Genomic DNA, 17,033 nt, shown 5'->3' on the forward strand with positions numbered 1-17,033 from the left:
TGAGGTTAACCATCCTGCGTGCAGGCAGGGCCGGGTTGCGGCGCCGCTGCGCCGGGCGGTTGCTGCGCGTGTTGTGTGTGCTGCGATTGCGACTGCGGATTCCGCAGCCGTTCCAGACGCTCCCTCACGCTATCGTGCAGCGCCGGATGAAGCACGATTCCGGTATGGCTTGCATCGATCCGCACCTCTTCGACAGCCGCGCTTGTATGTGCGCGCCAGTCGCGTTCGCGTCCCGCCACGGTATCGCGGGCGGCGCGCCAGAACGTGATCGGCACGTCGAGGGTCGGCAACGTGTGAGCCACGCGCAGCCGGTAGTGCATGGCATCCAGTTCGGCCGCGCGCTCGAACAAGGTCCGCAGTTGCACGCCGTCCGCCTGCCGGTCGAGCCACGCGGACAAGCCGGCTTGCTCGCCGCCTTCATCTTCATGCGCCTCGGCGGTGTGTGTCGCGGTATCGAGCAGCCCGAGAAAGTCCACCACGTGACCGCGTGCGCGCAGTTGCGCGGCGACCGTAGCGGCGAGCCGGCCGCCGAAAGACCAGCCCAGCAGCCGGAACGGTCCCGTGGGCTGCGCTTTCAACACTCGCTCGACACAGGCTTGCGCAAGCGACTCGAAGTCAGCGGGCCGGTCATGACGAACGTCGCCCGCGTCGCGAGCGAAACCAGGCGAACGCAATGCGAGCACGCTGGCGATGCCTTGTAGCGCGGCGGCAAGAAAGCGGTATTCGCCGACGAGTCCAAAGCCCGAGTAGAAGCAGAAGAGCGTCAGCGGCGCGCCGCTCGCGTTCAGCGGCTGGACGTCCGCGTCGCCGGCCGCAGTGTACGGTGGGCACAATAATGCCTCGCTGTAAAAGCGCTGCCGCCACAATTCGAACGCGCCGGATTGCGCGGCGTCGGTTGTCGGAGCGGGCGCACGCGCGGAGACAGTCAACCCGTCGTAGAGATGCTGTCGCGCTGCCTCATCCGTCTTGTCGGGCGACGCTCGCAGGTGCGCGACGTCAGTAAAGTGCTCCACGGGATCCGCCAGCGCCCGCACATGTTCGTCGAACGCGGCCATTAGCCGCTCAAGCTGCGGCACATCGAACACATCTTGCGCCACGCTCCACTCGACTTTCAGGCAGCCGTTCGCAACGAGGCCATTCAGATCCAGCACGTGACGCGGCCCGGTGGCCACGCTCGCGCCAGCGCCGTTGCCGCTATCCTCCGTTGCGAATGTGAAGCGGCCTTCGCTCAGTCTTTCTTCGAACCGTCCGAGGTAATTGAAACCAATGGTCGTGCGTGGCAATGCGTTCAGCACGGCACGCGTCGACGCGGATCCACCGTAGCGGAACAGGTTGAAATGCATGCCCTCCGCCGGCACGTTGCGCAGAAGTGCCGCGATCTCACGGCGGGTCGTCTCGATCTGCGGCGCGGCAGTCAAACGCAACGGATACTGCGTGGTAAACCACCCCACCGTACGGCTCAGTTCGAGTCCAGGCGCGCACTCGCGACGGCCGTGTCCCTCGAGTTCGACGATCACGGGCACCTGCGGCGCATGCCCGGCAAAGGCCTGCGTGAGCGAGGCCAGCAGGACCTCGTCGATGCGGCGACCGGTGTCCGTCAAACGGCGCGTGGTCTGCGCGTCGAGCGTCCAGGTGCGATGCAAGGTGGGACGCTGCATATTTTGTGCGCAGGTCGTGAGATCAGCCGCTGCAACCGCGCTCACAGGCGCTTCCAGCTGAGCCTGCCACCAGGCGAGTTCGCTCAGATGCTCCGGCAGGTTCGCGTATTCAGCAAGACGTTGGGTCCATTCGCTCCATGCCGTGCCGGAACGGGACTGTACCGCCTGTGCGCCGGAAGCGCAGGCTGATTCATAAGCGCTCAGCAAATCGTCGAGCAGGATGCGCCACGACACACCGTCAACCACCAGATGATGCACGACGACCAGCAGTCGTGCGCCGTCCGGCGTCATCACGTAGGCCGCGCGAAGCAGCTTGCCGCCGGCGAGATCGAGACTGTCGTGCACGCTGTCCGCGAGCGCCTCGATAGCGGCGGCCGGATCGGCAGCGGCTCGCAGGTCCACGATACGTAATACGTCGGCTTCGTTAGCTGTATTGAATGCCACTGCAGATGCAGACTCACCGCCGATCGTCGACGCCGGCGGCAAAATCGTCTGCGTCCATTCACCCGTCTGCGGGTCGCGCCGGAAGCTCGCGCGCAACGCATCATGAACGGCCAGCACCGCCGCAAACGCAGTACGCAACGCGTCAACGTCAAGCGCCTCGGCACTGCGCAGCAGTACCGATTGATTCCAACGTGCCGGCGCATCCGGATAGCGCTCGAAGAACCACCGTTGCATCGGCGCAAGCGGCACGTCGAACGCTACACTTGCGGCAGGTGCACCCTCTGCGGGTTCAACACTAGTCTGCGCCATTCGCGCAAGGCCCCGCACCGTAGGATGCTCGAACACCTGGCGTGGCGAAACCGTCCAGCCCGCGGCACGCGCCTGGGCAATCACGCGCAGGCTCGAAATCGAATCGCCACCGAGCGTAAAGAAGTTATCGGTCACGCCGAAGTCCGCGCGCCCGAGTACGGTCTGCCAGACAGCCAGCAGCGCCGTTTCGACGGCCCCCGCGGGCGCCACCGCGGCGCCCTGCAGCGTGTCGTTCGGTTCGGGCAGCGCGCGACGGTCGAGCTTTCCGTTAGGCAGCGTCGGCAATGCATCGAGCGCCATGCACAGCGACGGCACATGCGAAGCCGGCAGGGTGTGCACCAGTTCTTCGCGTACCGCGTCCGGATCGGCAGAACCGGTGAAATAGGCAACGAGGCGTTTGCGTTCCCCTTCCCCGCGCAGTTCGACAACAGCCTCGCGAACCTGCGCAATACGCCGCAACGCCACCTCGATCTCGCCGAGTTCGATACGATGCCCACGCAGCTTCACCTGCTGATCGATCCGACCCAGAAAATCGATGGTGCCGTCGACACGCGCGCGGCACAGGTCGCCGCTACGATAGACGCGCGAGCCGGGCGCACCGTACGGATCGGGTACGAAGCGTTCGGCCGTCAACCCCGGCCGCGCCAGATAGCCTTGCGCAAGCGTTGCGCCGCCGATGCACAGCTCGCCCAACGCACCATCGGGAGCGCGATTGCCGTCGAGATCCGCGACATAAGCGTGACGCGCCGGATAGCAGCGGCCAATCGCGACGATCGCGTGGTTCGCGTCAGCGCGCCCAACCGGATGATGCAGCGCCGCCACGGTGGTTTCGGTCGGGCCATACAGATTGTCGATTGCGACGTTCGCGAGCGGGCCTTCGTACCAGCGCTGCAAGGCATCCCCAGGCAAGGCCTCGCCGCCGACCGTGATCTGCCGCAGCGCGATATCTTCTGCCGGCGGCAGTGCGATACGCCACTGCTGCCATAGCGCCGTTGGAATCCGCGCGAACGTCACGCGTTCGTCGCATAGCGTGCGGTTCAGCGATGCGAGTTCCCATGGCTGCGGACCACGCATCACAACACGGCCGCCCGCTATCAGCGCAGGCAACAGTTCGTGCAACGCGACGTCGAAGTTGATCGTTGAGGACTGCAGCACGATATCGGACTCGGCGATGCAGTGGTCGTGCAGGAAGTCGTCCAGATGCAACGCGAGCGAGCGATGCGAAATCGCCACGCCTTTCGGCGTGCCGGTCGAACCCGAGGTGTAGATCACGTAGGCGAGCGCGTCGGGGTGCACGGGCCATGCGGGTGCGCTGGTTTGATCGTTGCTAGTGGGAACGTCTTGACCGCGTGTTCCATCACCGGAATCTGGTTCATCGCTTGCGTGCACGGCGGGCGTCGCATCGTGCCGCACCGCCGCGGCAAGCACCGTACGCAGCGGCGCGAGCAAATCGCGCCAATCGTTGCGCGTAGCCTCGTCGACGATCACTCGCGTCACGCCGGCATCGACGATCATCGCCTGCAGACGCGCCTGCGGATAGTCCGGATCGAGCGGCACGAACGCCCCGCCCGCCTTGAAGACGCCGAGGAGCGCTGCGGGCAGTGCCGGCGAACGTTCCAGCAGCAGGCCCACGCGTTCGCCGGAAACGAGACCATCCGCACGCAGCGCGAGCGCGATGCGCTGCGCCCATGCGTCGAGGTCTGCGTAGGTCAACTGCTCGCCCTCGCAGCGCAAGGCAACCCGCGCCGGACATTGCCGGGCACGCTCGGCGACACGCTCGTGCGCCGCGCGGAACGGACCGCGTGCGATGTTGTGCGGTTGGTTGACCGCGCGATCACTCGCGTCGTCGCGTACGGCCTCTGAGCCGCCACGTCGTACCGCCAGATCGCCGATCCTGCGCTCGGGTTGCGCAGCGACCTGTTCGAGCAGCTCGACATAGTCGTCCAGCAAGCGTTGCGCTGTCGTCTCGACAAAGCGGTCGCGCGAATAGGTCAACGCAAATTGCAATGCACCACCTGTTCCGCGATCCCGCGTGTTCAGCGCGAGATCGAAACGCGCGGTGGGCGCAACGTCGAGCATCGATTCGACCGCGAGACCATCGTCACCGGCCAGCGCGGCAGGCTGAGCCTGCACGGTATCGGCCGCCAGATCGAACATCACCTGAAACAGCGGCGAGCTGTCGAGATTGCGCTCGACAGCGAGCGCCTCGACAAGCCGCGCGAACGGCACGTCCTGATGGGCCTGCGCTTCTAGCACGCGGTCATGCAGGCCGCGCAGCAACGCGTCGAACGGTTGCGCACCGTCCAGATCGGCCCGCACGATCAGCGTGTTGACGAGGAACCCGACCAGCCCCTCCAGTTCAGTACGACCGCGTCCCGCGGTGGGCACGCCGACCACCACCGTACGTTGCCCCGAATAGCGGCACAGCAATACGTCGAACACGGCGAGCAGCAGCGTGAAGAGCGTCGTGCGCTGGCTGCGTGCAATCGTACGCAACGACTCGGCCAGCGCAGCCGGAATCGACAGCCGGACAAGGCCGCCGTCGTGCGAACGCGTCGCGCGTGGCGGCACGTCGCGCGGCAGCGTGAGCGCCGCCGGTGCGCCCGCGAGCCGCTCGCGCCAATAGCCAATCTGCCCTTCGAGCAAATCGTTGGCCGCCCATTCGCGCTGCCACAATGCGACGTCCGCCAGTTGCACCGGCAACGCCGGAAGATTGCGCTCACCGTGATACAGCGCGAGCAGATCGCGAAACAACACGTCCATGGACCATGCATCGGCGACGATGTGGTGCACCACTACCTGCAGCACGCGCTGGTCGTGGCCGGTCTCGAACACGCCAACCCGCAGCACCGGTCCATTGACGAGATCGAACGGTTCACACGCGAAATCGTGCAGCGCCTCATCGAGCGATGCGCCATTGTCCGCGATCGTCTGCCGCACAAAGCCGTAGCCGGCGTCGGCGGCCGGGTATTGCATCGGCACGCCGTCGTTCGCATCGAAGCGCAGCCGCAGCGCTTCGTGACGCTGCACCAGTTGCGCCAATGCATCCTGAAGCGCGGCGACATTGAAAGTGCCGGATAGTCGCAACGTATGCGTGATGTGATAGCCCGCGTGGTGCGGATCGAGGCACCACAAAAACCACAGACGCTCCTGCGCGAACAGCAACGGAAAGCGCGCTGGGCGCGGTACGAGCGGCACTACGGGCAACGCGTCCGCACCGAGCCCCTGGGCGCGCGCACGCGCGCGAAACAGCGCCCGCTTGTCTTCGGGCAGGGCCGCGTACTGCTGCGCGAGCCGTAATGCGTCGGGTCGGCGAGCGGCAGGCGGCGCTGCGGTGTGGGTGGCAGCGGCTGTGGTTGCGGCGAGTGCAGCCGCCTCGTCAGACACGGAGAAAGGTTGCGCCGAAGTTTGGTCCGTCACGTTCATCGTTTCCTGTTCTTCTGCAATGCAAGCCGCGTACAGGCGCGGACCGAGATTCCCGCAAGCCAGTCGTTCATAAGGAATCCATCAGATCCTGCAGCGCATCGAGCGCATCCGGCCCTTCGCCTTGCGTGGCAGCTACGCTATCGAGTTGCGCGGCAAGATCGGCGAGAACCGGATGCGCGAACAGCAACGCCAGTTCGATCTTGCGGCCAAGCGCTTCGCCGACGCGCGCCGCCACCCGTACCGCCAGCAACGAGTGACCGCCGAGCGCGAAGAAATCGTCGTCTATCCCGACCTGCGCAGCGCCCAGCACCTCCGTCCAGACACGGCACAGGAGGATCTGCGTGGCGGTGACGGGTGGCCGATACGCTTCCGTTGCGCCTGACGTAAGCAACGGCAATGCCTTGCGATTCAGCTTGCCGTTCGACGTCAGCGGCAACGCTTCAAGACGTGCGACCTGCGCGGGGATCTGCTGAGCCGGCAGGCGGCTCGCGAGCAAGGCACGCAGTGCGGCCGGATCGGCTTCACCGGTGATGAATGCGACAAGCCGGCGCGCCGTGCCCTCGCCCTGAATCTGGCATACCGCGTCGGCGACACCGTCGAGCGCGCGCAGCGCCGCTTCGGTTTCGCCCAGCTCGATCCGGAAGCCACGCAGCTTGACCTGTTGATCGGCACGGCCGAGATACTCGAGCGGGCCGTGGCTGCGCACACGGCACAAGTCGCCGGTGCGGTACAGGCGTGCCCCAGGCGCGCCGTGCGGGTCCGGCACGAAACGCTCGGCGGTCAGTCCGGCGCGCCGCGTATAACCGCGTGCGAGATTGTCCCCGCCGATGCACAGCTCGCCGATTCCGTTGTCCGGCACCGGATTGCCGTCCGCGTCGAGTACCATCAGCGTCGTGTGTTCGAGCGGGGCGCCAAGCGTAATCGGCGTGCCTACATCAAGCCGCGCCGCGCTCGACCAGATCGTCGTTTCGGTCGGGCCGTACATGTTCCATAGCTGCACGCCGCGCGTCTGCAGTGCGTCGGCGAGATCCGCGGGCAGTGCTTCGCCACCGGACAATGCGCGCAACGGCGTACTGCCGTTTCGTTGGCCTTGCCAGCCACCGTCGAGCAGAACGCGCCAGCCCATCGGCGTCGCCTGCATGACGCTCGCCTTCGACGTGTCGAGGAGCGCCGCGAGGCGTCGACCGTCCGCGACGGCTTCGCGCGTCGCCAGCTCGATCGTTGCGCCCGCAAGCAACGGCAGATAGAGCTCGAGCGCGGCGATATCGAAGGACAGCGTGGTCACGGCGAGCCAGACGTCATCGGCACCCAGTGTGAGACGAGACTGCATGCTGTCGAGAAAACGGCTTAGCGCACCGTGAGCAACCGCGACGCCCTTTGGCTTGCCTGTCGAACCCGAGGTGTAGATCACGTAGGCGAGTTGATCCGCGCGAACCGGTGTGAGCGGGAAGTCTTCCGCGCTCTGTTTGCTGTCCTGTCCCGCACTCGAGACTTCAACATCGACATCGACGAACACATGCTCCCCTGCGATTTCTTCCAACCGCTCGCGTCCCGCCGCATCGACCAGCGTGCAGGCGAGCATCGCATCGTCGATCATGCCGCCCAGATGCGCGGCCGGATAACCCGGATCGAGCGGTACGTATGCCGCGCCCGCCTTCATCACCGCGAGTACCGCCACCACCATTTGCAGCGAACGCGTCACGCAGACGCCGACACGCCCTTCCGCACTCACGCCACGACGAAGCAGGCGCTGCGCGAGCTGAGCGGCGCGCTCATCCAGTTGCCGATAGCTAAGCGTCGCGCCATCACAACGCAAGGCGATCACATCGGGCGAGCGGCGCGCTTGCTCCGCGATGCGTGCGTGCACGGACACAAACCGCGCGGACGACGCAAACGGCTCACTCGCGCCGCGCTGCGCGACAGGCCGCGCTTCCAGTACAAAGTCGCGCAAGCGCGGTGTCTTCGGCGCTATGTCCTCCTGAACGAGTTGCGTCAACACGCCCACGTAGTCGCGCAACAGACGCTCGACCGTCGCGCGTTCGAACAGGTCGACCGCATAGCTGAACGACAGCTTCACCCGATCCGCAATCGACACGCTCAGAGTCAAATCGAACTGCGCAGCCGTACGCTGACCGCCCAACGGTTGCAATCGCAATGCGGTACCGGCATGCCGATCGAGCGGTCCTGCGGGGACATCCAGATTGAACATCGCCTGGAACAACGGCGTGTGATTGGCCGCACGCGTTGGCTGCAGAGCGTCGACGATCTGCGCGAACGGCACGTCCTGATTCGCCTGAGCCTCGAGTACCCGTTGCTTGACTTGCGCCAGCAACGCATCGAACGGCAATGCGCCCGTGAGGTCGGCACGAATCACCGCCGTATTGACGAAGAAGCCGATCAACGGCTCGATCTCCAGCGGCTCGCGGCCCGACAACGGAATCCCCACGCGGATATCGCGCTGGCCGCCATAGCGATGCAGCAGCGCGTGGAATGCTGCGAGCAGCGTCATAAACACGGTCGCATCGCGACGGCGTGCGAAACCTTGCAGCGCATCGGCAAGCGGCTGATCCAGCACGCCTTCGACCTGCCCGCCTTGTGCACTGCGTAGCGCCGGCCGCGGGCGATCCGCCGGCAATTCCAGCAGCGGCTGTTCGTCGCCGAGGCATGTGCGCCAGTAGTCGAGCTGCCGGTCGAGCGCCGCGGCATCAAGCGTCTCGCGCTGCCAGACGGCGAAATCCGCGTACTGCACGGGCAACGGCGCGAATGCAGGCACCTGGCCGCTGCGATGCGCCGCGTAGGCGGTCAGCAGTTCATCGATCAGCAGGTTCATCGACCAACCGTCGGCGGCGATGTGATGCACCACCAGCCCAAACACATGCGAGCCGTCGCCAAGGCGCGCGAGTTGCGCGCGCAGCACCGGGCCGCGTGCGAGGTCGAACGGTCTCGCCGCGCCGTCGCGCAGCCAGGCCGCGAGCGACGGGTGCGCGGTATCGCTGATATCCGGGAATGCCGCCTCGGACCATTCACAATCGAGATGCTCGTCCACGATCAGCCAAGGCGCACCGTCACGCTCCTCGAAGCGGCTATGCAGCATCTCGTGACGCCGCACGACGCTGGCAAGCGCCAAGCGCAATGCGGAAGCGTCAAGTGCGCCATCGACCTTCACGGCCAGCGACAGATGGTAGGCCGGGTTGTCAGGCGCGAGACGCCAGAGGAACCACAGGCGCTCCTGACCATGTGTGGGCTGAACCTCGCGTCGACGCAGGCGGCGGACCGGTTTTAGGCTACGTTTGTTAAGACTCTCTGCGACCACCTCATCGAGCGCAACCGCAAGCGCGCTCAACACCGGATGATCGAACAGCGTACGCAGCGCGATCTCGCGGCCAAGCGCACGTTGCAGCCGCGCGGCCACTTGCAGCGCGAGCAGCGAGTGGCCGCCGAGCGCAAAGAAGTCGTCACGCGCGCCGACCCGTTCGATGCCGAGCACCGACTGCCAGATACCCGCGAGCAGCGTTTCCATCTCCGTCTGAGGTGCTACGTAATCCGTATTATCCCCGTCGACATCCGGCAGTGCCTTGCGATCAAGTTTGCCGTTAGGCAGCGTCGGCAGCACGTCGAGCGGTACGATCGCCGATGGCACCATGTACGCCGGCAGCGTGCGGGTCAGCGCCTCGCGCAGCACGACGCCAGAAAGCGCGGCCTTCCCGCTTGCGGCAACAACATAAGCCAGCAGACGCTTCGCTTCCTGATCGCCTCGCACGATCGCCACGGCTTCGGCCACACCAGGCTGCACGCACAGTGCGCGTTCGATCTCACCCAGTTCGATGCGATAGCCGCGCACTTTCACCTGATCGTCCAGACGGCCCAGATACGCTACGCTGCCGTCCGCAAGCCAGCGGCACAGATCGCCAGTGCGATAGAGACGCGAGCCCGACGGCCCAAAAGGATCGGGCACGAAACGCTCCGCTGTCTGCGCGGGCCGGCCGAGATAGCCGCGCGCCAGCGTCGCGCCACCGATGCATAGTTCGCCCAGTGCGCCTCCGGGCACCGGTTCGCCGTCGGCATCGAGAATGCGATAGATCCGCGACGCCCACGGCAACCCGATCGACACGGCCACACTTGCAGCGTGATCCGCGGTAACGGTCTGCCCCGACGTGGTCACGGTTGCCTCGGTGGGGCCATACGTATTCACCAACGGGATGTCCTTGAGCGGTCCCGTCAACCATTGCGCAACCGCACTACCGGGCAACGCTTCGCCGCCCACCGTGACGCGGCGCAAGGCGAATCCTGCGGTGTCCTCAGAGAGTTGCTGCGCCCATTGCTTCCAGTACCCCGTCGGCAAGTCTGCAACCGTGACATTGCGTTCCCGCAGTACACGGCTGAATTCTGCGCCGCTCCACAAGACGGGCCCGCGCAATTCGAGCGAGGCTCCCACAGCCAGCGTGGCAAAAATATGCTCCACTGCCCCATCGAAATTGACGGTCGCGAATTGCAGCGCGCGGTCCGCTGCGCTCAAGGTGTTTTCGGCGATAAAGTCGTCCAGATGCAGGCTCAGCGCGCCATGGTCGATACCCACACCCTTCGGCTTGCCCGTAGAGCCCGACGTATAGATCACGTAGGCGAGTTGCGCGGGGTGCAGCGGATACCCGAGATCGTAGCCCGGCTCTGTAGTGGCGATCTGGTCCACCCGAATCTCTGCACACAGCACCGAGGCAATCAGTTCGGCATGCGCAGCATGAGTGCTCGCGTCGGTCAGCAGCGTCGCAAGCCCGGCATCGTCGATCATGTCGCGCAGACGATCGCGCGGATACGCCGGATCTAGCGGGACGTATGCGGCGCCCGCTTTCAGCACGCCAAGCAACGCCGCGATCAACGCCGGCGAACGCTCGACGCAAACACCCACGCGTGCTTCGCGACACACGCCTTCTGTGGCGAGCCGGCGCGCGATCCGGTTGGCCCACTGGTCTAGTTCGCGATAACTCAGCGTCGCGCCGTCACAATGGACCGCCAAAGCGCCCGGGCGCTCACGTACCGCGGCCTCGAAACGCTCGACGACGGAGCGATAGGCGTGAGCCGCACTCCCACTTGTCGCACCACTCGCCGCATCCCGCCCGGCAACGCGCAAGCGCGAGAGCGTAGCGGTCTGCGTTTCGCCGTGCGTCAACTGCGTGAGCAAGTCCACATAGGCGCGCTGCAATACATCGAGCGTCGCCTCCGGCAAACGCTGCGCATCCCAACTCCACTCCAGCGCAATGCGCTCACCCGGAACCACACCTAGCGTCAACGGATAATGCGTGCGCTCGAAAGACTCCGAGGACGCCACGCTCAAGCCGAGCGACCCGTCGTTCAACGCAGGATCGACCGGGAAGTTCTCGAACACCAGCAGCGAATCGAACAAGGTGCCGAAGCCCGCGCCGGCCCACTGCTGGATGGACGACAGAGGGGCGTGCCCCGCCTGGCGCAGTTCCACGTTGTACGTCTGCAGCCCGCGCAACCATTCCGCGACCGGTTGATGCGCGGGCATGTCGACCCATAGCGGCAAGCTGTTGATGAACAGCCCTTGAATCGCGGCCGAACCCGGCAGGTCCGCCGGACGCCCCGCGACGGTCACGCCGAACGCAACCTGGCGGCGATTGCCATAGCGCGCCAGCACCAGCGCCCAGGCACCCTGGATCAGCGTATTGAGCGTCACGCCATACGTTTGAGCGGCTTGCACGAGCGCCGCGCCGAGCGCAGCGTCGAGAGTCTGCGCACGATGGAGGAATGCGCTGCCCGTCCGCACGCCGCGCGAAGCCTTGTCGGGCAACGACGGCACACTGTCGAGCAGCAGCGCAGGACGGTCGACGCGGGCGAGTCGAGCGCGCCACCATTCGCCCACATCCGGTTGCTCGCGCAACCATTCGAGGTACGACCGGTACGGCACAACCGGATCGAGCAGCGGCGTCTCGCCGCGGCTCGCTGCCCGATAAGCGCGGCTCAGCTCGCCCAGCAGTTGCGCATTGCTCCAGCCGTCAGCCAGCGCGTGATGATTGATCCACGCCAGATCGTGCGCACCATCGGGCCGCTTGAAAAGCGCCACATGCATCAGGCACGCCGCGTCCAGATCGATCAATTGCGGTGCGTCGAGCTCGAACCATTTAGCAAACGCTGACTCGTAGTCAGTACGGCTGCTCCAGTCGTGCGCGGCAAACGGCTCCGGCACCTCCGCGTACACGGCCTGCAGCATCGCGCCGCCGTGACCGCGCACGAAACGCGTGCGCAGCACCGCGTGCCGTGCAACGACGGTGCGCCACGCAGCGCGCATCGCGTCGAGATCGAGCGTGCCGCGCAGCGTTAGGCGCTTGCGGTTCAGGTAAGCACCCGGTTCCAGCAGGCTGTGGAAGATCAGCCCGGTTTGCAGCGGCGTCGCGGGGTAGATGTCTTCGATGGTATCGAGCGGCAGGTCGAGCGCATCGAGTTCATCCTGACTCAGCCGCGCGAGCGGGAAATCCGCCGCGCTTGCACGCGGCGTCGCCGCGGCACAATGAGCGACCAGTCGTGCGACTTCGCGGTCGAAAGCAGCCAGCCATGCTTCGACGTCCGCTTGCGCGAGCACCGCCGGGTCGTAGCGCCAGCCGAGCGACAGGCGGTCGCCCACGATCATGCCGTTGATGTCCAGCGTGTAGACGAGCTTTTCGTCGTCCGGTTGCGGATTGCCCGCCGCTTCGCTCGCAAAGCCGAACGGGCCGTCGGCGGCGAGGCTTTGATCGAACTGGCCCAGATAGTTGAAGCTGATGCGCGGCGCACCGAACTGCGCGAGCGTTTCACGCTGCGCCGCTGTACCGTAGGCGTGCAACCAGCCCCACGACAGGCCGTCATCCGGGAGCGAGCGCAGACGCTCTTTGGTCGCGATCAGCGCTTGCGCGTCATCTGGTTGCGCGGGCAACCAGACCGGGTAGCGAGACGTGAACCAGCCGACGGTGCGGCTCAGGTCCGAACCGTGGCTTTCGTTCAGGTCGCGGCCATGCCCTTCCAGCGCGAGCAACGCACCGTGGCTGCCGAGTGCGTTGGCGAGCGTACGCGTGAGTGCGGTCAGAAGCAGTTCGTCGACACCAAGACGGTATGCGCGCGGCGCGGCCCGGCGTAGCGCGGCGGTCGCTGCGGCGTCGAGGCGCCAGTCGATCCGGTGGCTCGATGCGGCGGTACCGCTTGGCGCCGCTAGTCCCGGCGTCGAACCGGTCAGCACATGCTGCCATGCATGCAACGCACCGGTCAGCCGATTCTCGTTCACGGCCTTACGCTGCGCGCCGACCCAGACGCTCCACGGTGTGCTAGCGCCGAGTGCCGGCGCTTTGCGTGCGAGCGTCGCTGTATAGGCTTCCTGAAGATCGGCTAGCAGGATGCGCCACGACACGCCGTCGACGGCGAGGTGATGGATCACCAGCAACAGACGCCCCGACGCGGCGCCGTGTGCTGTACCGTTCATTGTCGAAGGTACTTTGAAGTAAATCGCCTTCACGAGGCGACCCGCCTGCGGATCGAGACTTTGTTGTGCGAGCTGGCCTTGCTCCGCCAACGCCGCTTGCCAATCACCCGGTGTGTCCGGCGCCACCGTCGCGCTTACCGCATTCCGCAGATCGACCACACTCAGCAGCCCCGGCGGCGCATCGACCAGCACGCGCTGCGTCCAGCCATCCGGATGACGCTCGAAACGCAGACGCAAGGCATCATGACGTGCGACGAGCGCGTTCAGCGCGCGCTCCAGCGCATCCACCTCCAGTTCGCCGCGTACTTCGAGCAACACCGACTGGTTCCAATGCGGCTCCCCATTCGGATAACGCGTAAAGAACCACGCCTGAATTGGCGTCAACGGCAGTGCGTCACGCACTTCTGCGAGCGCCGCGCCGCCTTCCTCCAGCGGACGCATTACCGTAGCCAGGCGCGCCACCGTGGGATGCTCGAATACCTGGCGCGGCGTCAGCAACCAGCCTTGCGAGCGAGCACGGGCAATCAGTTGCAAGCTCAGAATCGAATCGCCGCCTACGGCAAAGAAGTCGTCCTCGACGCCCAGACCTTCACGCCCGAGCACCGCTTCCCAGAGGGCCAGCAACACGCGCTCGGCGTCGTTGCGCGGTGCGATGTGTAGTTCGTTATCCGATCCATCGATTGCAGGGAGTGCCGCACGATCGACCTTGCCGTTGCGCATGAGCGGCAGCGCATCGAGTAACGCAATCGCCGAAGGCACCATGTGCGCCGGCAACTGCTGCGCAAGCGCCTGCTGCAGCGAAGCGCTCTGCACGGTCATACCGTCTTTCGCGACCACGTAGGCGACCAGGCGCGGCGCGCCGAGATCCTTCGCAAGCACTACCACGGCATCCGCGACACCTGGCCGGCGGCGCAACGCCGCTTCGATTTCGCCCGGTTCGATGCGCAGGCCACGCAGCTTGACCTGCTGGTCGAGGCGTCCGAGGAAATCGATGGCGCCGTCGGGACGGCGACGGCACAGGTCGCCAGTGCGATACAGGCGTGCGCCAGGATGCGACGGATCGGGAACGAAACGCTCGGCCGTCAGCGACGGCCGGTCAAGATAGCCACGCGCCAGCGTATGGCCGCCAATACCGAGTTCGCCGAGTGCGCCGACCGGCGCCTCGTTGCCGTCGCTATCCAGTACGCGAGCCGTACGCGAAGCGTACGGCACACCAATCGAAACGATCGGCTGCGACGCGTCGTCGGCGGTGGTGGCGCGATACATGCACGCCACCGTCGTTTCGGTTGGACCGTACAGATTCGCGAGGCCGATATGACCGAGTGGGCCGCCGCGCCATTGCGCAAGCGCATCGCCCGGCAAGCCCTCGCCGCCGACCGTGATCTGCCGCAGTGCAGCAAGCGCGTCTGCCGGCGGCGGGTTGCGTAGCCATTGTTGCCAGTATGCCGTGGGCAGGCGCGAGAACGTCACGCGTGCATCGATCAGATGCCGGCTCGTCGTCTCGATGTCCCACGCCTCGGGGCCGCGCATTTCGACCTTGCCGCCGCGCAGCAACGCGGGCAGCAGTTCGTGCAGTGCGACGTCGAAGTTGATCGTCGACGATTGCAGCACCGTGTCGCTCGCATCGATGCGATGCGCCGCGATGAAGTCGTCGAGGTGGGCAGCGAATGCGCCGTGGGTGATGGCGACGCCCTTCGGCCGGCCTGTCGATCCCGAGGTGTAGATCACATAGGCCAGTTGCTCGGGATGGGGCGAGTGCGCCGGCGTAGCGCTCGCGCTCGTGTCCTTGCCCGCCCCGCCATCCAGCGCATGGACATCGATCACCGTACGACCGGCGAACAATGCACCACATTGCTCACGTGTCGCGCGATCGGTCAGCAGCACGCGCACGTTCGCGTCGTCCATCATCAGCGCGAGGCGCTCGGCCGGATAAGCGGGATCGAGCGGCACGAACGCGCCCGGCGATTTGAGCGTGCCGAGCAGCGACGCCACCATACCGATCGAGCGCGTCATGCAGATACCGACCCGCTCATCCGCGCGCACGCCCGCAACGGCGAGTTGCCGCGCGATCCGGTTGGCCCATGCGTCGAGTGCGGCATACGTCGTGCGCTCCCCTTCGCAATGCACAGCAAGCTCGTGCGGCTGCCGCGCCACGCTTGCCGCGAAGCGCGCAGGCACCGGCTCGAAGGTCTTTTGCGCGGGCATGGCAGGGATCTCGCGCACCAGTTCGAAGCAGCCTAGCGGCACGGCCGCGTCGCGCGCAATCTGCTCAAGCAAGCCAACGTAATGATCGAGCATCTGTGCGATGACCGAACCGTCGAACAGATCCTCTGCGTAGGTCAGCGAGACTTCAAGACCGTGCGTGCGGTCGCGCGCGGCCAGCACCAGATCGAAACGCGCGGTCTGCGTATCGATCTCATGATGGGACACGTCGAGCCCCGGCAACGGCGGCATGTCGCGATCCGCGCCGAGGTAGTTGAACATGGCCTGGAACAGCGGCGTGTGGCCGAAGCTGCGCTGCGGCTGAAGCGCGTCGACCACCTTGGTGAACGGCAGCTCGGCACTGGCATGCGCTTCGAGCACGCGCTCGCGCACCTGAGCCAGCAGGTCGGCGAACGTCGCGAGGCCCGCGAATTCGGTGCGCACCACCAGCGTGTTGACGAAGAAGCCGATCGCCAGCGCCACCTCCGTGCGGTCGCGGCCGGCAACCGGCACGCCGACGCGAATGTCGCGCTGGCCGCTGTAACGGGCCAGCAATACGTCGTACGCCGAGAGCAGCACCATGAAGAGCGTCGCATCGCCCGCCTCGCCGATCTGGCCCAACGTCGCACGCAGCGCCGGCGGCAGCACGCACGTCACGCGCGCGCCGGCACCGCTGCGCATGCCGGTGCGCGAGCGCGCATGCGGCAATTCCAGCACCGGATGCTCGGTACCGAGGCGTTCGCGCCAGTAATCGAGCTGGCGTTCGAGCGCATCCTCGTCGAACCATTCGCGCTGCCATTGCGCGTAGTCGCCGTATTGCACGGGTGGTGTGCCGGTAGCCCCTGTGGTCAGTGCCCCATCAATCGCGCCCGCTTCCGCCTCTTCCACACACGCCCGATAAGCAGCCGTAAATTCAGCCACAAAAACATCAATCGACACACCGTCTGCAACGATGTGATGCACGGCGATATGCAGCACATGATCGTCCGCCGCGCGACGGACCAAGGCCACGCGCAACAGCGGACCGTGCTCGAGATCGAACGGTAACGCGGAGCGGCCAGCCAGCAGCGCGTCGAGCGCCGCTTCCGGATCGCGGCCGCCCTCGAGCTCGAATTCATCCCAACCGTACCGGCGCTCGCCTGCGATCTGGAACGGCACGCCGTCGACTTCTTCGAAACGCTGCCGCAGACTCTCGTGCGCATCGACCACCCGGTCGAGCGCCGTGCGCAACACGCGCGCGTCGAGCCGGCCGCGCAGACGCACCGCACCGGTGACGTTGTACGCGGCACTCGCGGGATCGAGACGCCACAGAAACCACAAACGCTCCTGCGCGTGCGAGAGCGCAAAACGACGCTCGCCGCCCGGAAACGGCACAATCGGCAAGCGCGAGGGGTCGATGCCGCGCTGTTTCAGGCGCGCGCGGAACGCCGCGCGCTTCTCCGGCGGCAACGCAACGTACGCCTTCGAAATCGACAGCAGGTCCTTCGACGCTTCGCTTGCAGTTTGACTCATGAATGATCTTGATTCGA

The 17,033-nt window shown here is 66.0% G+C and carries 2 protein-coding genes; both read right to left on the reverse strand.

Annotated features, from left to right (window positions below; genetic code table 11):
- Window positions 1–5 precede the first annotated feature (5 nt).
- Window positions 6–5,831, reverse strand: a complete 5,826-nt coding sequence (locus tag BUS12_RS15875) for a non-ribosomal peptide synthetase (RefSeq protein WP_253190089.1) — start codon at window positions 5,829–5,831, stop codon at window positions 6–8.
- Between the two features lie 73 nt (window positions 5,832–5,904).
- Window positions 5,905–17,016 carry a non-ribosomal peptide synthetase gene (locus tag BUS12_RS15880; RefSeq protein ID WP_074296479.1) on the reverse strand — a complete coding sequence of 3,704 codons (11,112 nt, stop codon included), beginning with the start codon at window positions 17,014–17,016 and terminating at the stop codon, window positions 5,905–5,907.
- Window positions 17,017–17,033 lie beyond the last annotated feature (17 nt).

The sequence above is a fragment of the Paraburkholderia phenazinium genome, from assembly GCF_900142845.1.
Classification (GTDB): Bacteria; Pseudomonadota; Gammaproteobacteria; order Burkholderiales; family Burkholderiaceae; genus Paraburkholderia; species Paraburkholderia phenazinium_A.